Annotated in this window: 22 protein-coding genes; 3 read left to right on the top strand and 19 right to left on the bottom strand. The window is 61.4% G+C overall.

What is annotated here, in order from left to right; translation table 11 throughout:
* Positions 1 to 75: 75 nt before the first annotated feature.
* The 4 genes from dgoD to EQV97_RS24600 form a co-directional block, all read right to left on the bottom strand.
* Positions 76 to 1,224: a galactonate dehydratase gene (gene dgoD, locus EQV97_RS24615; RefSeq protein ID WP_240890238.1), complete on the bottom strand. Its 1,149-nt coding sequence runs from the start codon at positions 1,222 to 1,224 to the stop codon at positions 76 to 78.
* Between the two features lie 47 nt (positions 1,225 to 1,271).
* Positions 1,272 to 1,892: a 2-dehydro-3-deoxy-6-phosphogalactonate aldolase gene (locus tag EQV97_RS24610; RefSeq protein ID WP_240890237.1), complete on the bottom strand. Its 621-nt coding sequence runs from the start codon at positions 1,890 to 1,892 to the stop codon at positions 1,272 to 1,274.
* Positions 1,893 to 1,913: 21 nt separating this feature from the next.
* A complete protein-coding gene (locus tag EQV97_RS24605; RefSeq protein WP_122839152.1) occupies positions 1,914 to 2,906 on the bottom strand; it encodes a 2-dehydro-3-deoxygalactonokinase in 993 nt (330 codons plus the stop codon).
* A gap of 189 nt (positions 2,907 to 3,095) precedes the next feature.
* Positions 3,096 to 3,578 carry a GNAT family N-acetyltransferase gene (locus EQV97_RS24600; RefSeq protein WP_045061705.1) on the bottom strand — a complete coding sequence of 161 codons (483 nt, stop codon included), beginning with the start codon at positions 3,576 to 3,578 and terminating at the stop codon, positions 3,096 to 3,098.
* Positions 3,579 to 3,785: 207 nt separating this feature from the next.
* Between EQV97_RS24600 and EQV97_RS24595 the strand changes: the two genes are divergently transcribed.
* From EQV97_RS24595 to EQV97_RS24585, 3 genes are all read left to right on the top strand, one after another.
* Positions 3,786 to 4,991: an MFS transporter gene (locus EQV97_RS24595; RefSeq protein ID WP_225570838.1), complete on the top strand. Its 1,206-nt coding sequence runs from the start codon at positions 3,786 to 3,788 to the stop codon at positions 4,989 to 4,991.
* A gap of 84 nt (positions 4,992 to 5,075) precedes the next feature.
* Positions 5,076 to 5,414, top strand: coding sequence for a hypothetical protein (locus tag EQV97_RS24590; protein WP_122839150.1), 339 nt, complete (start codon positions 5,076 to 5,078; stop codon positions 5,412 to 5,414).
* A gap of 43 nt (positions 5,415 to 5,457) precedes the next feature.
* The gene (locus EQV97_RS24585; protein ID WP_122839149.1) at positions 5,458 to 5,712 is read left to right on the top strand and encodes a hypothetical protein; all 255 of its coding nucleotides are present in this window, start codon (positions 5,458 to 5,460) and stop codon (positions 5,710 to 5,712) included.
* Positions 5,713 to 5,843: 131 nt separating this feature from the next.
* On the opposite strand, the gene EQV97_RS24580 is transcribed toward EQV97_RS24585, so the two are convergent.
* The 15 genes from EQV97_RS24580 to fabF all read right to left on the bottom strand — a co-directional run bounded on the left by EQV97_RS24580 (position 5,844) and on the right by fabF (position 19,832).
* A complete protein-coding gene (locus EQV97_RS24580; RefSeq protein WP_122839148.1) occupies positions 5,844 to 6,773 on the bottom strand; it encodes a PfkB family carbohydrate kinase in 930 nt (309 codons plus the stop codon).
* Positions 6,766 to 8,232 carry a cytosine permease gene (locus tag EQV97_RS24575; RefSeq protein ID WP_240890236.1) on the bottom strand — a complete coding sequence of 489 codons (1,467 nt, stop codon included), beginning with the start codon at positions 8,230 to 8,232 and terminating at the stop codon, positions 6,766 to 6,768. The genes EQV97_RS24580 and EQV97_RS24575 overlap by 8 nt, the downstream gene beginning before the upstream one ends.
* Before the next feature lie 78 nt (positions 8,233 to 8,310).
* The gene (locus EQV97_RS24570; RefSeq protein WP_122839146.1) at positions 8,311 to 9,309 is read right to left on the bottom strand and encodes an ADP-ribosylglycohydrolase family protein; all 999 of its coding nucleotides are present in this window, start codon (positions 9,307 to 9,309) and stop codon (positions 8,311 to 8,313) included.
* A complete protein-coding gene (locus EQV97_RS24565) occupies positions 9,306 to 10,019 on the bottom strand; it encodes a GntR family transcriptional regulator (protein ID WP_225570840.1) in 714 nt (237 codons plus the stop codon). Before EQV97_RS24565 ends, EQV97_RS24570 begins: the two co-directional genes overlap by 4 nt.
* A gap of 223 nt (positions 10,020 to 10,242) precedes the next feature.
* A complete protein-coding gene (locus tag EQV97_RS24560; RefSeq protein WP_122839144.1) occupies positions 10,243 to 10,803 on the bottom strand; it encodes a DUF1285 domain-containing protein in 561 nt (186 codons plus the stop codon).
* A gap of 17 nt (positions 10,804 to 10,820) precedes the next feature.
* On the bottom strand, positions 10,821 to 11,429 hold the full coding sequence (locus tag EQV97_RS24555; RefSeq protein WP_122839143.1) for a DUF4823 domain-containing protein: 609 nt from the start codon (positions 11,427 to 11,429) through the stop codon (positions 10,821 to 10,823).
* 155 nt (positions 11,430 to 11,584) lie between these two features.
* Positions 11,585 to 12,553 (bottom strand): radical SAM protein, encoded by a 969-nt coding sequence (locus EQV97_RS24550; RefSeq protein ID WP_240890235.1) that lies wholly within the window; start codon positions 12,551 to 12,553, stop codon positions 11,585 to 11,587.
* Positions 12,554 to 12,691: 138 nt separating this feature from the next.
* A complete protein-coding gene (locus EQV97_RS24545; protein WP_008152317.1) occupies positions 12,692 to 13,330 on the bottom strand; it encodes a TetR/AcrR family transcriptional regulator in 639 nt (212 codons plus the stop codon).
* 397 nt (positions 13,331 to 13,727) lie between these two features.
* Positions 13,728 to 14,519, bottom strand: coding sequence for a TatD family hydrolase (locus EQV97_RS24540; protein WP_122839141.1), 792 nt, complete (start codon positions 14,517 to 14,519; stop codon positions 13,728 to 13,730).
* Positions 14,520 to 14,534: 15 nt separating this feature from the next.
* On the bottom strand, positions 14,535 to 14,891 hold the full coding sequence (locus tag EQV97_RS24535) for a PilZ domain-containing protein (RefSeq protein WP_045061717.1): 357 nt from the start codon (positions 14,889 to 14,891) through the stop codon (positions 14,535 to 14,537).
* A gap of 32 nt (positions 14,892 to 14,923) precedes the next feature.
* Positions 14,924 to 15,910: a DNA polymerase III subunit delta' gene (locus tag EQV97_RS24530; protein ID WP_045061718.1), complete on the bottom strand. Its 987-nt coding sequence runs from the start codon at positions 15,908 to 15,910 to the stop codon at positions 14,924 to 14,926.
* Positions 15,903 to 16,535, bottom strand: a complete 633-nt coding sequence (gene tmk / locus EQV97_RS24525) for a dTMP kinase (RefSeq protein ID WP_122839140.1) — start codon at positions 16,533 to 16,535, stop codon at positions 15,903 to 15,905. The genes EQV97_RS24530 and tmk overlap by 8 nt, the downstream gene beginning before the upstream one ends.
* 19 nt (positions 16,536 to 16,554) lie before the next feature.
* A complete protein-coding gene (mltG, locus tag EQV97_RS24520; protein ID WP_122839139.1) occupies positions 16,555 to 17,769 on the bottom strand; it encodes an endolytic transglycosylase MltG in 1,215 nt (404 codons plus the stop codon).
* A 3-nt stretch (positions 17,770 to 17,772) separates the two neighbouring features.
* Complete coding sequence (gene pabC, locus EQV97_RS24515; protein WP_240890234.1) at positions 17,773 to 18,588, bottom strand: aminodeoxychorismate lyase; 816 nt, start codon at positions 18,586 to 18,588, stop codon at positions 17,773 to 17,775.
* Complete coding sequence (gene fabF, locus EQV97_RS24510) at positions 18,588 to 19,832, bottom strand: beta-ketoacyl-ACP synthase II (RefSeq protein WP_122839137.1); 1,245 nt, start codon at positions 19,830 to 19,832, stop codon at positions 18,588 to 18,590. The genes pabC and fabF overlap by 1 nt, the downstream gene beginning before the upstream one ends.
* Positions 19,833 to 19,880 lie beyond the last annotated feature (48 nt).

The raw sequence follows: 19,880 nt of genomic DNA, 5'->3' as shown, positions 1-19,880 counted from the left end.
CAAAAATACCGGGGGTGCCGACCAAATCGCCAGCAGGCTGGCTCCCACAGGGATTTGCGGGGGATCAGAGAGCACTCACCACTCGGCAAAACTGCCATCGGCGTGGCGCCAGATCGGGTTGCGCCAGCGATGGCCGACGGCTGCGCGCTCGATCACGTACTCCTCGTTGATCTCGATCCCCAGGCCCGGGCCGTTGGGGATTTTCACGAAGCCTTTGTCATAGTCGAACACCCGCGGATCCTTGACGTAATCCAGCAGGTCGTTGCTCTCGTTGTAGTGGATGCCCAGGCTCTGCTCCTGGATGAACGCGTTGTAGCAAACCGCATCCAGCTGCAGGCAGGCGGCCAGTGCGATCGGGCCCAGCGGGCAATGCAGCGCCAGGGCGACATCGTAGGCTTCAGCCATGTTGGCGATCTTGCGGGTCTCGGTGATACCGCCGGCATGGGACGCATCCGGCTGGATGATGTCGACATAACCTTCGCTGAGCACGCGTTTGAAATCCCAGCGCGAAAACAGCCGCTCGCCGAGGGCAATCGGGGTGCTGGTCAGCGGCGCCAGCTCTTTGAGCGCTTCGTAGTTCTCACTGAGCACCGGTTCTTCGATGAACATCAATTTGTACGGATCCAGCTCCTTCATCAACACCTTGGCCATGGGCTTGTGCACCCGGCCATGGAAGTCCACCCCGATGCCGACGTTAGGCCCCACCGCGTCACGCACGGCAGCAACGTTGGCCAATGCCAGGTCGACTTTCTCGAAGGAGTCGAGGAACTGCAATTCTTCGGTGCCGTTCATTTTCACCGCAGTGAAACCACGTCCCACCGCTTCTTTGGCCGCACGGGCAGTGTCCGCCGGGCGGTCACCACCGATCCAGGAATACACTCGAATCTTGTCGCGAACCTGACCACCCAGCAGATCGCTGACAGACACGCCCAACGCCTTGCCCTTGATGTCCCACAGCGCCTGGTCGATACCCGCCAGTGCGCTCATGTGGATGGCACCGCCACGGTAGAAGCCGCCGCGATAGAGCACAGTCCAGATGTCCTCGATGTTGCGTGGGTCTTTGCCGATCAGGTAGTCGGACAGTTCTTCGACGGCTGCGGCGACGGTGTGGGCGCGGCCTTCGACCACGGGTTCGCCCCAACCGATCACGCCCTCGTCAGTTTCGATCTTGAGGAAGCACCAGCGCGGCGGCACGATGAAGGTGGTGAGTTTGGTGATTTTCATCTGTATCTCTCTCTTATTGGATGCAGCGCTAGCAGCGCCAAGAAGTCTTAGCGAAGGGCTTTCCAGGCAGCCACATAGGCCTTGGCGTTGTTCGCCACCTGCTCTGGCGTCATGCCCGGCTTGAACAGCCCGGAACCCAGGCCGAAACCTTTGGCGCCGGCGTCGATAAACACCTGCATGTTGTCGGGCGTGATCCCGCCAACCGGCGCCAGGACAGTCCCTGCCGGCAGCACGGCGAGCCAGGCTTTCACCACGGAGGGGCCCATTTGCTCGGCGGGGAACATCTTGAGTACGTCTGCGCCTTCGGCCAGCGCGGCGAACGCTTCGGTCGGAGTGGCGACACCGGGCGACAGGAACAGGCCGGCCGCTTTGGCCGCACGCAGCACCTTGGGATCGCTGTGGGGCATGACGATCACCTGGCCGCCTGCGACTTTCACCTGTTCGACCTGTTCCGGCGTGAGCACTGTGCCTGCGCCGATCAGGCAATCGGCCGGCAAGGTGCTGCGCAGGATGCGAATGCTGTCGTACGGCTCGGGGGAATTGAGCGGCACTTCGATGACGCGAAATCCGGCGGCATACAGGACTTCGCCAATGGCGGCCGCTTCTTGCGGACGCAGGCCACGCAGGATCGCGATGAGACCGTTTTGCGCCAGGGCTTGCTTGAGCATGTCAGACCTCCAGTGGGGGGGTTAACGGGAAAGGGTTGGCGGGATGAGGCCGGCGGCAAGCGCCAGTTGCCACAACCCGCGCTCGGTGGCCTGCTCGGCCAGGGACACCCGGGCAAATCCACAGGCGTCCAGGGCCCTGCAGTAGCGACTGCAGAGTTGGGAATTGCCAATGAGGATGATTGAGGGCAGATGCACGCTGTTGCGTCGATGACGCTGGGCATGTGCCAACGCGCAAACTTCGTGGCCGATCAACAGCCCGGACAGGTAGTCCGGCTGGGCGCTGGCACTCAGTTCGCCGGTCAGGCCGAGGCTGCGGGCACTGAACAGCGTGGACAGCGGGCCGATCTCGCCATCGGACGATAGCGCCACTTGTACGCCACGGTCGAACGCATCGCCGTCAAAGGATCCGCCACGTTGCTGCGTACGGCCGAGAATGCTGTGCTCGCTGAGCACCGCGAAAATTTCACCGGTCATGAAGGTATCGAAATGCACGATGCAGCCTTCGGCCACTTCCACCCATTTCGAATGACTGCCGGGCAAGCCGATCAGCAGATCATCGCCACTGTTGCCTTCAAGATTGTGCAGAACGCCCAGCACCTGGGTTTCTTCGCCGCGCATCACATTGGGCAGGCGCGAGCGCTGGATGACGCCGGGCACGATGTGCACGTCGACTCCGCGAATGCTGCGCACAGCCTGCAGGGAGTTCCCGAGATCGGCGACGTTGGCCGGGGTCTCCCGGTAGGCCGCTTCGCGCCAGCCCTGGGCGCTGCCGACCATGCCACAGGCAATGACCGGCAAGCCTGGCTGTGCATCGAGCCAGTCACCGCAGGCTTCATCAAAGGCCAGTTCAAAACCGTCAGCGCACGGCTGGCCGGCGATCACTCGGGGGGTGCGGGGCAGCTGCATGATGCCGGTCGACAGCGACCGCTGCTCCAGCACTTGACCACCTTCGGCGAGTTTGTAAGCACGTAATGAGGTTGTCCCCCAATCGAGCGCGATCAATTGCGCCAGCATCGCTTCACCTGTTCTGTTTGTTGGGCAGTGAGTGCGCTGGACTATAAACCCGGGAGGGGATAAATCTCAATATATAAATATCAATCCCACATATTGAAACAAAGTAGAAAAAATCGCAGCCTTCGGCAGCTACTACAGGGATTACAAAACTGTAGGAGCTGCCGAAGGCTGCGATCTTTCAAGAGGTAATCAATTACCCGCGGCGAAGTCCCGCAACACAGCCCCATCCATCCGATAGCGCACCCACTCTTCCTGCGGCTGCGCACCCAGGGATTGATAGAACTCGATCGCCGGCTTGTTCCAGTCCAGCACGCTCCACTCGAAGCGCCCGCAATCATTGGCGCAGGCAATCTTCGCCAGGTGCCGCAGCAGGGTCTTGCCCGCCCCGCCGCCGCGCTGTTCGGGGGTGATGTACAGGTCTTCGAGGTACAGGCAATTGCTGCCCAGCCAGGTGGAGTAACTGAAGAAGAACACCGCGAAGCCGATCGGCAGGCCATCGCGCAGGCAGATCAGGCCGTGGGCGGTGGCGCCTTCGCTGAACAGGCTGCGCTCGATGTCGGCCACGCTGGCGATGACTTCGTGCCGGGCCCGTTCGTAGTCGGCCAGCTCAGTGATGAACGCGAGGATTTGCGGCGCATCGCTGGGGGTCGCCGGGCGGATGTCGATCGTCATGGACGGGCCTTCATCAAAATTGAAAAAAACATACTAAGACGCCACGCGACGCTCGTCACATGGGAAATCGGTTTTTCCGCTCGCTGCCGTTGCGCAATCACTCCGGCCAGCACTAACCCTGAAATCGCGAACCTCGCACCTAACGCCGGCGTCCCCCGTGTTAGATAGACAGCCTGTGCATTTTTTATCAGGACAAGGACCCGCCTCATGCCCACCGCAATACCCGCCGTTTCGAACCGCCTGTTCGGTTTGTTCTGCTTCGCCAGCTACCTGCTGTCGTTGTCCTACGGTTCGACCTTCCTGCTGTCGCTGTTGATCAGTTCGCGAGGGGGCAATGAGCACGATGCCGGCAGCGTGATCTCCGCAGCGATGCTCAGCACCTTTGCGGCAGTGATTGTGTCCGGGCACTTGTCGGATGCGCTCGGTGCCGCCCGCTCGATCGCCCTGTTCGGCATTTTGCTGGCTGCTGCGAGTCTGGGATTTGCCATGGCACCAGGGTTTGGCGACCTGCTGCTGTTGTTCGGTTTGCTGCTGGGCCTGGGCTGGGGCGTCTTCTACACCTTGGGGCCGATCATTGTGGCAAGTCTGGTGACGCCCGCGCAACGAGCCCGCTATTTCGCCTTGCTGTCGGGCAGCATGCTCACAGGGATTGGCAGCGGGCCCCTGCTGGGGCGCCTGGCCAGTGCGCTGGGGTATCCCGTGACGGCGGCGTTTTACCTGGCCGCACTGGCCAGCCTGATCGGCGTGCTGTTGTTCTGGCGGCTCGATGTGCACCTGCGGCAAGTGCCTTCAGCGTCAATTGCAGGCGCTCGCATATCCTGGCGGGCGACGGCTCGGGTGCTGTCATCCAAAGCGGTGTTCCCGATCATCATGGTCGGCCTTGGCGGCAGCATATTTGGCGGTTTGTCGAGCTTTCAAACCAGCTACGCTGCCGCTCGCTCAGTCGACTACTCGCTGTTTTTCCTGGGTTTCATGGGTGCTGCGATCGCCGGGCGAATGGTGATTGCCGGGTGGGTGGTCAAGCGCGACCCGCTTCGCGCGTCCTGTCTGCTGTCCGGGCTGACCCTGGGCTCGATCCTGATGTTCGGCTACGGGGTGAACGACAGCGTCAGTTACCTGATGGCTGCAGTGATGCTGGGCATCGGCTACGGCCTGACCTATTCGGTGATCAATGGCCTGGCGGCCAACGAAGCACCCGCTGGCACTCTCTCGCAGGCGCTGCTGTTATTCAGCCTGGCGTACTTCATCGGCGTGTTTGGCTTTCCGTTCGTGGCCGGCAAGATCATCGTCGAATATGGAATGACGACACTTTTGCACACAGTTCTGATGATCAGTCTGCTGAACTGGCTGATCACCGCAGGCCGCCTGCTCTGGCGGCGAATCTTTGCCACCAGGGCGACGCAAAGCGCCTGAACCGTTCGTCGACCTTCAGGCACCAATTCAAAACAGGGGCGGACCAATATTCGGTAAGGACTTTAAATAAATGGAGACGACAAAATGATCCTGTCCAGATTGACTGCCCTGTCCCTCGCCACCTTGCTGTCCGCTAGCGCTTTCGCGGCGACCGTAGCCACCGGCACCGGTCCGACCAATCCTGTCGAAGCGCCCAAAGCTCCCGCCATCCAGAGCGCTCCAGGCATTAACACCAATGGTACGGGTGTCGACAGCAGTTTACCGCCGTCCACCGGTACCGACCCACGGACCCAAGGCAGCGATATGGGCCGTCAGGGTGGGATGAACGCGCCGGACACCCAGACTCCCGATAACGCAGAAACCGGCACCGGCTCGAAAACCACTACGGGTGGTTCGGGTTCCGAAGGTGGTGCCAGCAAATAGCTCGCCCACGCGAGCGTCCTTCTATCGCCATGAAGAGGTAAGCATGAACGTCGATGAAAACCTTGAGAAAGAAGTCCTGACCCGCCTGTTGCACGCCCACCCGAGTGGTTTGGGCAAGGAGGTCCTGGATAATTATCGCGGGGAGAAAGTCGTGGCCAGCACCCTCGCCACGTTGCAGGATCGCGGCCTGATCCAGCATGGGCATGTGACCTGTAACGAGGCCGGCGAGCATTCGCTGAATTTGCCGATCAAGCTCAGTGCTGCCGGGGTCGAAGCGGCGCGCAAGCTGGAAGTGTAAAGCCGTTTGACGCGAGGCTGGTGTCGCTGGCCTCGCCTTGTTGCCAATACCGCCATCGCGGGCAGTCTCATATCGGTCCCGCCACCCACCATGCCCCCTGTGGGCGCGAGTCTGCTCTCGATGACGGCCACTCAGGCACCCGCAGTCCTGCTGATCAAAGCATCAACCTCACTCGAGCCAGGCGAAGTCGCCGGCCCCCAGCGAGTCACCGCCAAAGCCGCCGCTGCATTGGCCCGCCGCGCGGCCTCGATCACCGTCAGACCCTGAGCCAAACCGGCGATGAATACTCCGGCATGCGCATCACCGGCGCCATTGCTGTCCACCGCTTCTACCTTGAAACCCGGCACGTGCTGAGGTTTACCACCCTGGCTGACCCAGCAGCCTTGCGGCCCATCGCGAACCACCAGCAGGACTTTGTCCGGCAGGTGATCAGCCAGCGTCACCAGAGCCTGGGCAATATCCGTCGCACCGGTAAAGTGCAGCGCCTCGACGCCATTGCTGGTCCACAGGTCTATGCGCGGCAACAGCGCCTGCATCAGCGGCGCATCCGGCGAGTCCACCAGCGGGCCCGGATCAAACACCACCTTGATCCTACCGGGTAGCGCCAGCACCCAATCCACCAGCGCCTGGGCCTTGCCGACATGCAGCAGGCTGTAGCCACTGACGTAGACATAGTCCCCCGCCTCGACTTTCACGCCGGCGAGGTCCTGGGCAGTCAGTTCGCCTTCGGCACCAATATAGGAAATGAACGTCCGCTCGGCCGATGCCTCGGTCACGGCTACGCACAAACCGGTATCTTGCCCGGCGCTGTGGGCGATGCCGATGTGAATGCCCTCGGCCGCCATCGCCTCCCGGGCCAGATCACCGAAACGACCGGTGCCGTGCCGCCCCAGGTACACCACGGGTAAACCATTGCGCTGGGCGGCGGCCATGACATTGAAGCCACCCCCGGCCTCGAAACTGGCCGACTGCGCCAATACGTCGCCACCCGATTGAGGCAGTTTGGCCACGGCCATGACCAGGTCGATGATGACCTGGCCGGTGTGCAGCAATCTAGGCATGAGTATTCTCGATCAGTCCCGGGCGACGATCCCTGGCGCCGCCCAGTAGCCCGTAAACACCGCCCGCCACGAGGAAGGTAACGATCCAGCCGAGGCCGTTATGCCCCAACCAGGAATCGGACAGGAACCCGCGGAACCACAGCGTCTGCTCGGTGGTACCAATGGTGGTGAAGCTGTAACCCAAAACGATTGCCAGCGCCCAGGCGCCGAATGCGCGCCACTCAACGCCGCCGCGATACCAGTACGCACTGCTCGGGCTGACGTCCAGCAGGTCTCGGGGGCTGTAGTAGTGACGGTGAATCAGGTCCACCACAAAAATCCCCACCCAGGCCGTGATTGGCACTGCCAGCAGCGAAATAAAGGTAATGAAGGGACCGTAGAAGCTGTCGGCAATCAACATGAAGTAGATCGACCCGGCGAAGATCGCGACGATGTCGACCACCACGGCATACACCCGCTTGACCTTGAGGCCGAGGGTCAATGTGGTGAGGCCTGCGGAGTACACCGACAGGTTGTTCGACAGCAGCAGACCACCGAATGCCGTGATCAGGTAGGGCACCGCCATCCACGTGGGCAGCATGTCGCGGATCGCGACGATCGGGTCGGTGGCCGAGGCCAGGTCATCGTTGCCCACCGATAGCAGGCCGCCCAGGGTAATCAGCAACACCAGCGGAATACCCGCGCCAAAGGCCGCTGAGGCAACCAGGCGCACGGCCTTGACGCTGCGATGCTGGTAGCGCGACATGTCGGCGCCAGCATTCGCCCAGCCGATTCCGGTCCCCGCCGCCATGGTGCCGACCCCGATGATCATTGCGCTCAGCGGCGCCGGTGTCGCATTAAACACGGCGCTCCAGTCGATGGTGGCGCAGAGAAAACCGCCTACCAGAATGTTCAGCGCGCCAAATACGTAAGTCGCCCATTTTTGGATGACCAACAACGTAGCGTGGCCGAGGCCGGAGACCGACAACGTCAGCAGCACAAAAATCGCGATGAAGATCAGCGTCAGCACCGGCGCGCTCTTGGCTTCCACCGGCGAACCGAACAGGATCGAGCACAGCGACAGCAACACGAACGCGGCGGTGGTGGTGTTGACCGTCTCCCAACCCAGGCGCGACATCAGCGAAACAAGCGTCGGCCCAATGTTGCCGCGCACACCGAAGATGGCGCGGGACAAGGTCAGGCTCGGCGCCCGCCCCCGTCGTCCGGCGATGGAGATGATGCCCACCACCGCGAAGGAACCGGCAGCCCCGAGGACCGCCACGATGATCGCCTGCCAGATCGCGAGCCCGCGAAACGCCACTAGCGTGGCCCCCAGCGGCAGGCCAAGGATGGAAATGTTGGCGGCGAACCAGACCCAGAACAGTTGCAGCGGATGACCGTTGCACTCCGCTTCCGGCACCGGTTCGATGCCACGGGTCTCCAGTTGCCCGGCGGCCTGCCCGCTATTTGAAGAACTCATGAAAATGCTCCTGTTGCCATTTTTGTGATTGTCGGCAATGAAATTACGACGCGCCTGCAGGGTGTGGCGTTGTCGCCTTCAGCGCAAAGCCAAAAGGCCCTGCACCAACGGTTCCAGCGCCAGACCGTTAACCGTCTTGACCCTGTCGATCATCGCCACAGGCCAGCTCTCCAGTCCAAGGCAGGCACCGAGCATGGCACCGAGGATCGCCGCGATGGTGTCGGTGTCGCCACCCAGGCTCGCGGCCATGCACAGCGCCTCGAACGCGTTCATTTCGCCAATGGCCACCTGTTGCGCCAGGGCAAAGGACACCACTACCGATTCCTGGGATGCCACCGAGGTGCCGATCACGTCGTATAGCAGGTCGGCGAGCAACGCTTTGTCGCTGTCGACACTGATGGTCCGGGCCCAACTGATGCGCGAAGCGATGCGGCCACCGGCGACCCAATGTCCATGGCTCTCGGCTTGCTGGGCGATGTGTTGACCCAGGTTGAGCGCAGCGCCCAGGTCCATGCCGTTGATGCCGGCGGAGACCACCGCCGCCACCGCTGCCGCGCTGGAAATGCCCAAGGTGGTGTTGTGGGTGACCTGGCAGGCCTGCACGACGGACTGAATGAAACGTTCGGGGTCGGCGATGTCCGCCGCGATGCCCACCGGCGTAATGCGCATGGCCGCACCGTTGGTGGTGCCGTAGCGCCCGGCCTCTGCCGGCGAATGCCCGGCAAGGATCATTTCGATTGCTCGTTTGGTCGAGGGCCCCAGCAGATCCTGCGAGCCCTTGGCCTGCATCTCGGCTTCCCATTCGATCAGGCGCTGGGCGAGCACCGAAGGCTCGATCCGGCCCTGGCCCTCGATCAGTAACTGACCGACCAGAATCGCCTGTTCGGTGTCATCGGTGATCGAACCGGCGGGCATATTGGCCGCGATCGGCTGATCGGGGCCGGCGTCTTGCAGGTCGTTGATCTGACCGAAACGCGCCTTGATATCAGCGCGGCTGAGCGATTGCGTCGGCATGCCCAATGCATCGCCCAGGGCCAGTCCGTAGAACGCGCCGAGGGCACGATTGAGCGGGGTCATTGCGAGGTTCCAAATTGCAGGTGCAGGCGAAAGTGCACGGGATCAAGCAGGCTTTCGACCTGTTCCATGAAGCGGTTTCGCCGGTCGTAGGTGGTACGCATAGCCTTGAGAAAGACCGTGCCCACCGGACGTCCGAGCAGTTGTGCGTCTTCGGCATTCAGCGGCTCGGCGCCGATCCATTGATCGCCGCGCTCGCCGATAAAACCATAGGCCGCCAGGGTGATGGTCAGGGAGTTGTCGATCAGGCCGACCCGGGGCAGGCTTTCCAGGCCGCCGTTGGCGGGCATCAAAGAGCGCTCAAGAGACACCAGGGTGCCATCGTTGGAGCGCCGGCGGCGGTCCAGGGTGATGAATTTTTCAGTGCCAAAGCGCGACAGCAAATCGGGTCGATCCACTGCCTCCAGGCGCAGCACTTCGGTATTGACCAGCGCCCCGCTGTCGGCCAGGGCCTGGGCCCAACCGCTGCGCTGGTCGAGCACCACCCCGTCAAATGTGACGATGGAACCGACCCCCGTTTGCGTGGCGATGTAATGGCGCCGTTTCAACTCGGCCAGGGCTTCACGCAGCGTGCCTCGGCTGACTTTGAATTCCTGAGCCAACTGATGCTCGCCAGGCAACAGGAAACCGTCCTCCATGAGGCCGCTTTCGATGCGTCGGATAAGCTCGTCGACCACACGTTTCTTCTTGTCAAATCGTACCTGTCTAATCATGTACAAAGAGATACCCGAAACGGGCTGGAGCGGGCAAGGAATATTTCAGTGAGGTGACAGATGGAAGGTGACCGCTTCGCGGTCAATCGCGGGCAAGCGTTGCTCCCACAATGCCTTGCTCCCACAGGTGGTGTGCGCCCCCCATCAGGGAAGGGAGTCCAGCAAGTTACCTGCAAACCCTGTGGGAGCAAGGCTTGCCCGCGATGGCGTCAGAAATAACCACTCAGGGCTCAAGACCGATGGGGAAGAACTCACCACCACTCCACACGCCAAGCCAGTGCTGCCCGTCGATCTCCCGGGTGACCGCCAGCTCCACCAACTGATAGAACACATTGCGATGAATCAGCGCCTCGAGATTGGTTCGCACGTGCACGTAGGGCGCCGGCTCCTGGGTGACCGGGTCGATCACCACGCGGATGGGGTGTTCGCCCCCCGCCTCGGCAGTCTCCTCAACGTTGGTGGTAAACCGCAGCAACTGGGCCTCACCCTCGCCCTCCACTTCCACGGCAATGGCCACGAACGGTGCGTCATCAACCTTGATGCCGACCTTCTCGACCGGGGTGATCAGAAAGTAATCATCTGCGTCGCGGCGGATGATGGTGGAGAACAGCTTGACCATCGGCTTGCGTCCGATCGGCGTGCCCAGGTAATACCAGGTACCGTCCCGGGCAATGCGCATATCAATGTCACCACAGAACTCGGGGTTCCACAGGTGGACCGGCGGCAGGCCTTTGGTCTTGGGGATTTGCCCCAGCAGGTCGTTGGCTTTTTGCGGTCCGCTCATGGTGTTCTCCTGGAAAATTATTGATCACTGATGCCCAGCAGGCTGCGCGCGTACTGTTCAAGCGGCGGACCCATCAGGTCTTCGGGCCGGGAGTCGTGGAACGTCAGCAAACCGCCGCGACTCTTGATGCGTGCAGTATCGATCAAATACTGGGTGCTGGTCTCGATCAACATGATCTGAATCACACCGGTATCGACGCCCAGCCGGTCCACAGCCTCCTGGTCCAGCCACTCATCGGAGTTGCCGATACGGTCATCCGCCTTGGCAAAGCGCGTGTATAGCAGGTAATGAGCGCCCACGGCGCGGGCCTCCCCCATCGCCTCGTCAAGCCCCTCAGGCGCGCGAGCGCGGCGCACCATGGGGAAATACTCGATGAATCCATCGAAGGCGACTTCGGCGATAACGTTGGGGCGCGGATAAGCAGTGCCGCCACGCGGCGCGAATGCGCCTTGGGCGATGTAGATGAAGGAGTCCGGCTGGATTCGCAGGTTACTGACCCGACGACTGTCGCTGTGGTCGAGCAGGCCGGCATCGCTCATGTGATAACGGGTGCCTTCGGCCATGTCACTGACGTTCATGCAGCCACCAAGCGCCAAAATGGCCAGCAGCAAAACCGGGTTACGCATCCTGTCCTCCAGAGGCCGGTGACGGAAAACCGGCGAATGGGCATTGGATGCAGCTTCCGCGCCAGCTCAAGCTCAAGCTCCTGCCACAGGGAAATGCATTGCACCTGTGAATGCAGGTCGACTGTGGGAGCGGGCGTGCTCGCGAAGGCAGATTTTCAGCCGCCGATGATCTTCATGATGGTCGCGCCGCCGGAGAACGCCACTTCCTGCTTGTCTCCCAGCGCTTTGACCAGAAGCCGTTGCAAGGCTGGCAACGCCTGGTGGCGCGGTTTATCCAGCAGATCGCCGACATAGTGGCGGTTGCTCGAAGACAGGCAGCCATGCAGCCAGCCGGTGGACGACAGCCGCAGCCGCGAGCAGGTGCGGCAGAACGGCACGCTTTCGTTGGCAATGACCCCGAAGTGGCCCATTCCCGGAATTTCGTAACGCACCGCCGTGGCATCGACGGGCGCATCGGCCTGCAAGTACTCGTAGCGCTCGCCGATCAGGTCGAGCAATTGCTGGAGGCTGACGAATTGCTGCAGGAAGGCATTGGAGTCACTGGCCAGATGCCCCATGCGCATCAATTCGATGAAGCGCAGCTCATAGCCGCGCTCCAGGCAATAATCGAGCAGCGGCATCACCTGATCGAGGTTCTGCCCGCGCAACGGCACCATGTTCACCTTGATCTTCATGCCTGCCGCGCTGGCCTGGTCCATGCCATCGAGCACGGTCGCCAGGTCGCCGCCACGCGCGATACTACGGAAAGCGCCGGCATCCAGGGTATCGAGGGACACGTTGATGCGCCGAATGCCGGCACCGACCAGCAGCGGCAGCTTCTTCGCCAGCAACTGGCCATTAGTGGTCAGGCTGATGTCTTGAAGGCCCATCTTACCGACGGCGGTCATGAAGGCTTCGAGTTTCGGGCTGACCAGTGGCTCGCCACCGGTGATGCGCAAACGCTCGATGCCGGCCGCTTCGATGAGATAGGCCACGCCACGTGCCATGGCATCGGCCGACAGTTCATCCTGCGCAGCCACCAGCCGCTTGCCATCAGGCACGCAGTAGTTACAGGCGTAATTGCAGGCTGAAGTCAGGCTGATCCGCAAATTGCGAAAACGCCTGCCTTGACGGTCAACGATCATGGAGCACTCCGGCGAAAGGAAATGGAACTGCTAAAACTTGACTCACAAATCAAGTTTTAGCAAGTCCCATGCCTGAGTATATTCCTGCGGTATGCACCATGGGGTGAATATCATGGCGCAATCAGGCTGCTGAATGGCTCAGCTGCTTGGGGTGTCGGTGTCGCGCTTGCGCTTGTTGCCCATGCGCACGCCGATGTCCATCAGGAACTGGAAGAAGCCTTCCTGGTCTTCCAGCACATTGCTCCAGAACGGCGAGTGATACAGCGCCACGGCACCGTGCACCAACGCCCAGGATGCGCAGTAGTGGAAGTAAGGCGGGACATCTTCGAGCTTGCCTTCGCTGATACGCCCCTTGATCAGCAGGGTCAGCCGCTCGAAGTTCGAGGCGCGGATCTTGTGCAGTTCCTCGACCATCTCCGGCACCTGGTTGCCCTTGACCACCTTCTCTTCCAGGCGATCGAACAACCGGTAGCGTTGCGGATCGCGCATGCGGAATTCGAAGTAGGCGCGCGACAGCGCTTCCTTGTCCTTGTCGACGTCGGCGGAATGCAACAGCTCGTTCAGGTCACGCTCGTAGTCGAGCATCAGGCGCAGGTAGATCTCGGCCTTGGACTTGAAGTGCTTGTAGATCGTGCCTTTGCCGATACCGACGGCATCAGCAATCATCTCGACGGTGACACTGTCTTCACCTTGGTCGAGGAACAGCTTTAGCGCGGTATCGAGAATTTCCTGCTCGCGGCGACGAAACTCACGGACCTTACGAGGTTCTTTATGCATAAGAAAAGGTCTGTAGGGGTCAAAATTCGAAGCCGCGTATTATGCCTAACTTGCGCCAAAATGCACGGATCATCCGACCATATCTGTGTTTCATGAGGTTTTCATGCACGCTGGCCGGTTGATGAGAACTCTTCCGAAGCGCGCGTATTCCAAAATTGTTTAAAAACCTGACCGGCTAAACTGGACTCGGCGCAATACTGATCAATACTTCAACTGTCGACGGGACATCTCCCCCAAGTGTCTCGACGATAAAGGTACCAACGGACCGCGTATCTTTGTTTTACTCCTAATGGTCTTAACCCGGATTCACCCCCCAGAACCCGGGTTTTTTTTGCCTGCGATTCAGGGGCCAAAGCCCCGTAGTAGCTGCCGAAGGCTGCGATCTCTTGTACCTGCGTTACGCCGACGCCCTGACGTGGGCCAATGGAAACAGCCGTTTGAAGTTCTCAGTGGTCTGGGCTGCAAATTGCTCGTAGGACTCCCCGCGCAACATTGCCAGAAATTCCGCTACCTCGCGCACATACTGCGGCAGGTTCGGCTTGCCGCGATGAGGAATGGGGGCCAGGTACGGCGAGTCGGTTTCCACCAGCAATCGATCGGCCGGGACCTTGCTGGCAACGTCGCGCAGGGCGTCGGCATTGCGGAAAGTGACAATCCCGGATAAGGAAATGTAATAACCCATGTCCAGCGCCGCTTTGGCCATGTCCCAGTCTTCGGTGAAGCAATGCAGCACCCCGGCCTGAGGCAGCGCGGCTTCGCGCAGCAGGTCCAGCGTATCGGCGCGGGCTCCGCGGGTGTGAATGATCACCGGTTTGCCGGTCTGCTGCGCCGCCTGCAGATGCAGACGAAAGGACGCCTGCTGCAACTCGGCCGCTTCCGGCTCGTAGTGATAGTCCAGGCCCGTCTCACCAATGGCTACCACGCGCGGATGGTTGAGCTCCTGCAGCAGCCAGTCCAGTGCTGGCGCAGCACCGGGCTGTACGTCCAGCGGATGCACGCCCACCGAGCAGTCGACGTCGTCGTAACGCTCGGCGAGGGCCTTGACGTCGGCGGCATTGTCGACGCTGACGCCAATGCACAGGAAGTGACCGACGCCCCGTTGGCGGGCCGCGTCCAGCGCGGCATCCAGTGAGCCGTTGTGCGCGGCAAGGTCGAGTCGATCAAGGTGACAATGGGAATCTACGAGCATAAAGAGGGCTGCAACTTACATCGTATGAGTGGGACGGTCGGACTTAAGGGCTCCGGCCAGATGGGTTTCGATTCGACTGCGGGCCGTGTTGTCGCCGTCATTGAACTGCACGCCGACCCCGGCGGCGCGATTGCCCTGGGCGCCTTTGGGCGTGATCCAGGTGACCTTGCCGGCGACCGGAATCTTTTCGGCTTCATCCATCAGGTTGAGCAGCATGAAGACTTCATCACCCAACCGGTAACTCTTGTTGGTCGGAATAAACAGGCCACCGTTCTTGATGAAGGGCATGTACGCCGCGTAAAGCACCGACTTGTCCTTGATGGTCAGGGACAGGATGCCGTTGCGCGGCCCGGAGTTGACGGGTTCATTCATGCTGGCCTCCTCGGCTGATGTTCAGAGTCTAGTCACTTCTGGCCGGGCAAAGACGCCCACTGCACCAACAAGGCCTCGAGCAGTAATACCCGATTGAGGTTGGCTTTGCTCATGACTTTCTGGCGCTGGGCGAGAATCCAGTCCTGGATATCGAGGACCTTGTCCTGGGCCGACTTCTGCGCCAGGTATTGAATCACTTTGCGCATGTCCGCCAGCCCCAGCCCTTCTTCATCCTGGGTCAACTGATAACGCAGGATAAGGCTCGACCAGTCGCAGAACCAGTCGAACAGCAGCAACAGAGGAATCGCGTTCCAGCCTTCTGCCAATTGTGTCGGCGACTGCTGCTGCTTGAGCAGCTTCTTGACCCCTTCGACCACCAGCGCCCTTTGCTCACGCACGCCCTGGGCCTGCAGCTTGACCGCCGCCAGCGGCGAGCCGGCCGCCAGGGTCAACAGTTCCACGCGCTCCTCCTCGGAGCAATCTGGCAAGGTCTGCGCCAGCCAGGCCAGGCTCATGGCCTCGCCAGGCAATGGGCAGGCCTGCTGCACGCAACGACTCTTGATGGTCGGCAACAGACGGCTGGTCTGGTGGCTGACCAGCAGCAATACGGTATCGCCGGAAGGTTCTTCAAGGCTTTTGAGCAAAGCGTTGGCGGCGTTGATGTTCATCGCTTCGACAGGCTCGATCAGCACGACTTTGCGCCCGCCCATCTGCGCGGTCTGCACCACGAAGCTGACCAGTTCGCGAACCTGATCGACCTTGATCGCCTTGTCCGCCTCTTCCGGTTCGAGGACGTAGTTGTCCGGGTGGCTGCCGGCCTTGAGCAGCAGGCAGGATTTACACTCGCCGCAGGCATCCTGGGCAGTCGGGCGCTGGCACAACAGGCTGGCCATCAAGCGCTCGGCCAATGCGCGCTTGCCAATCCCGGCCGGGCCATGCAACAGGTAGGCGTGGGCATGCTGCTTGCGACCGGCCAGTTGCTGCCAGAGCGAGTCCTGCCAGGGATAGGCTTCAGCCACGGGCCAGCTCCAGCAGACGCGGGAGCAACGCGTCCAGGGACTGCTGGACCTGCGCCAGCGGTTGTGCGGCATCGACCAGCACATAGCGCGCAGGATCGGCTTCAGCGCGCTTGAGGAAGGCGCTGCGCACCGCGTCGAAGAAGGCCCTGCCTTCCAGCTCGAAGCGGTCGAGGCGACCACGGGCACTGGCACGCGCCAGACCGACTTCCACCGGCAGGTCGAAAATCAGCGTCAGGTCCGGGCGCAGATCTCCCTGGACGAAGGTTTCCAGGGTGGCAATACGCTCCAGCGACAGGCCACGGCCACCACCTTGGTAGGCATAAGTGGAATCGGTGAACCGGTCGCACAGCACCACCGCCCCCCGGGCCAATGCCGGGCGGATGACTTCGGCCAGGTGCTGGGCGCGAGCGGCGAATACCAGCAGCAGCTCGGTGTCCGGGTTCATGGCTTCTTCGACCGGCGCCAGCAGCACCTCACGAATTCGCTCGGCCAGCGCGGTGCCACCCGGCTCACGGGTCAACACCACTTCGATACCGGCGGCGCGCAGGCGCTCGGCCAGGTATTCGCGATTGGTGCTCTTGCCAGCGCCCTCAGGGCCTTCCAGGGTAATAAACAAGCCAGTCACAGGCAGTCCTTAGTCAGGGTCATTGCGGGCTTTGCGGCGTGGTGGCGTCCGGTTCGGCTGCAGGCGCCGCTGGCGGCTCCTGCGGTGCGACCTGGGGCAAAGCCTCGGGATCGGGGTTGGGCGACGCGGCAGGAATCGGCGCTTCGTGGGCCGGGCTGTTGGTGTCAGGTGTTTGCGGCGCTGTTGCCTCAGGTGCAGTCGCCGGTGCCGGGCTGGAACGGTAATCGGCGCGACGCTTGAGCTGGTACTCGCGCACTGCGTTGTTGTGCGCATCCAGGTCATCGGAAAAAACATGACTGCCGTCGCCACGGGCAACGAAATACAGACTGCTGCCGGCCACCGGATTTAATGCCGCGTGAATCGCTTCGCGCCCGACCATGGCGATGGGCGTCGGTGGCAGGCCGGAAATCATGTAGGTGTTATACGGCGTCGCTTCCTTGAGGTGGGCGCGAGTCAATTTGCCGCTGTAGCGATCGCCCAGGCCGTAGATCACGGTTGGATCAGTCTGCAGGAGCATGCCCAACGCCATGCGTCGCACGAACACGCCGGCAATCTGCCCGCGCTCCTGTGGCACACCGGTTTCCTTCTCCACCAGGGAGGCCATGATCAGCGCCTGGTACGGATCGGCGTAGGGCAGATCAGCCGCTCGCTGGTTCCATTCCCTGGCCAGCACTTCGTCGAGGCGCTCGTAAGCAGTCTTGAGCAATTCGATGTCGCTCATGCCGCGAACGAAACTATAGGTATCGGGGAAAAAACGCCCCTCCGGAAAAATCCCCGGGTGGCCGAGCTTTTCCATCACCTGGGAGTCGCTCAAACCTGCGAGGGTCTGCTGGAGTTTTTCGTCCCTGGCGAGGGCCGCACGGACCTGATGGAAATTCCAGCCTTCGACCAGCGTCACGCTGTACTGCACCACATCCCCGCGTTTCCACGAATCGATCAGGCCTTCGACGGTCATGCCGGGCTGCATGCGGTATTCGCCGCTGTGCAAGGGTTGTCCGGCGAGGTTGAAGCGCCAGTACACGCGAAGCCAGAACGCGTCCTTGATGACGCCATCGGCTTCGAGTCGGTAGAAAGTGCGGGTGGGTGTCGTACCCTTGGGTACTTCGAGCATTTCCTCCTGGGTGATGTTCAGCGACTGATCCAGCGCCGAATGAATTTTCCAGGCGGAAAAACCGAATAACAGCCCTGCCAGAACCAATCCGGTTTCCAGCAGCAGCAAGAATTTACGTCTCACGAATCAAGCATCCAATAGCGCACGGGCAATGGTTTGGAGTTTACGGGTGAGTGGCCCAACCGGCCAGCTCAGTGCAGCATACGCACGCACCGGCCAAATGCCATAAACACTATTACAGACAAAGACTTCATCGGCCCATTGCAGCTGTTCCAGGGTGATATCGATGATTTGTACAGGGATCGCTGAAGACTCAGCTTGAAACAATAATTCAGCGCGCATTACCCCGGCGACGCCGCAGCGACCGAGATCGGCGGTGATCAACACACCATCACGCACCAGGAACAGATTACTGAACACGCCCTCGACCACACGACCGGCCTGGTCCAGCATCAGGCCTTCGGCGTGCTCAGCGTCTTGCCACTCGGAACGGGCGATGACCTGCTCCAGGCGATTGAGGTGCTTGAGACCAGCCAACAAGGGTTGCAAGGACAGCCGGGTGACGCAAGGGAACAGGCGCACGCCCTGCTCCGCATGGGCTGGCGGGTAAATCGCAGGAGGATTGCCCTGCATGATGCGGCGCGCCGCAACGACAGGGTCCGGGGCATAGCCGCGAGCACTTTCGCCCCGGGTGACGATCAGCTTGAGTACGCCTTCACCGAGCGCGAGGGCATAGGCCAGCAGCTCGGTGCGCACCACCGCGCCATCAAGGTTGATTGCCAGGCGCTGGCAACCCTCAAGCAACCGCACCAGGTGACGATCCAGCAATACCGGTGTGCCATTGCGCACGGCGATGGTCTCGAACAGACCATCGCCGTAGGCCAGGCCGCGATCCTTCAGCGACACAGCGTGCGCCGGCTGACCGTCGACCCAGCAGTCCATCAGCCAGCGAACCGGCGGAACACCAGGGAGCCGTTGGTACCGCCAAACCCGAAGGAGTTGGACAGCACCACGTCGATATCCATGTTGCGCGCAGTGTGCGGCACGAAGTCGAGGTCACAGCCTTCGTCCGGCTCGTCAAGGTTGATGGTCGGTGGCGCCACCTGGCTGTTGATTGCCAGCACACTGAAGATCGCTTCAACCGCACCCGCGGCACCCAGGAGGTGACCGGTCATGGACTTGGTCGAACTGACGGCCAGCTTGTAGGCGTGATCACCAAACACCGACCTGATCGCACAGGCTTCGGCAAGATCACCGGCCGAAGTCGAAGTGCCGTGGGCGTTGATGTACTGGACCTGGTCACTGTTGATCTTCGCATCGCGCAAGGCATTGGTGATGCAGCGTGCAGCACCCGCACCATCGGCAGGTGGCGAAGTCATGTGGAACGCATCGCCACTGGTGCCAAAACCGATCAACTCGGCGTAAATGGTCGCACCGCGAGCCTTGGCGTGCTCCAGTTCTTCAAGTACCAGCGCGCCAGCACCGTCGGACAGTACAAAGCCGTCACGCCCCTTGTCCCATGGACGACTGGCACGGGCAGGCTCGTCGTTGCGGGTCGACAGCGCCCGGGAGGCACCGAAGCCGCCCATGCCCAGGCCACAAGCGGCCATCTCGGCGCCACCGGCGATCATCACGTCGGCTTCGTCGTACATGATGTTGCGTGCCGCCATGCCAATACAATGCGTACCCGTGGTACAGGCCGTGGCGATGGCGTAGTTGGGCCCCTGTGCTCCAAGGTGGATGGACAGGAATCCGGAAATCATATTGATGATCGAGCCGGGCACGAAAAACGGCGAAATCCGTCGTGGGCCGGAATCATGCAGGGTACGGCTGGTTTCTTCGATGTTGGTCAGGCCGCCAATGCCTGAGCCCATGGCGACGCCGATGCGTTCACGGTTGGCATCGGTCACTTCCAGGCCTGCATTTTTTACTGCCTGAAACCCTGCGGCCAGACCGTATTGAATGAACAGGTCGAGCTTGCGCGCTTCCTTGACCGACAGGTATTCCTCGACATTGAAGCCCTTTACCGAGCCGCCAAAACGGGTGGAATAGGCAGAAAGGTCGGTGTGTTCGATCAGACCAATGCCACTGCGGCCGGCCAGAATGCCCTGCCAGCTGCTTGGCACATCCGTGCCCAGTGGCGACAACATACCCATACCGGTGACTACGACGCGTCTACGCGACACAGCACTCTCCTTTTTCAAATGACGACTTTGCATCAGGCCTAAAGAAAA

The organism is Pseudomonas sp. TMW22090, assembly GCF_022496665.1.
Classification (GTDB): Bacteria; Pseudomonadota; Gammaproteobacteria; order Pseudomonadales; family Pseudomonadaceae; genus Aquipseudomonas; species Aquipseudomonas gregormendelii.
This window is presented reverse-complemented; position numbering and strand designations above follow the sequence as displayed.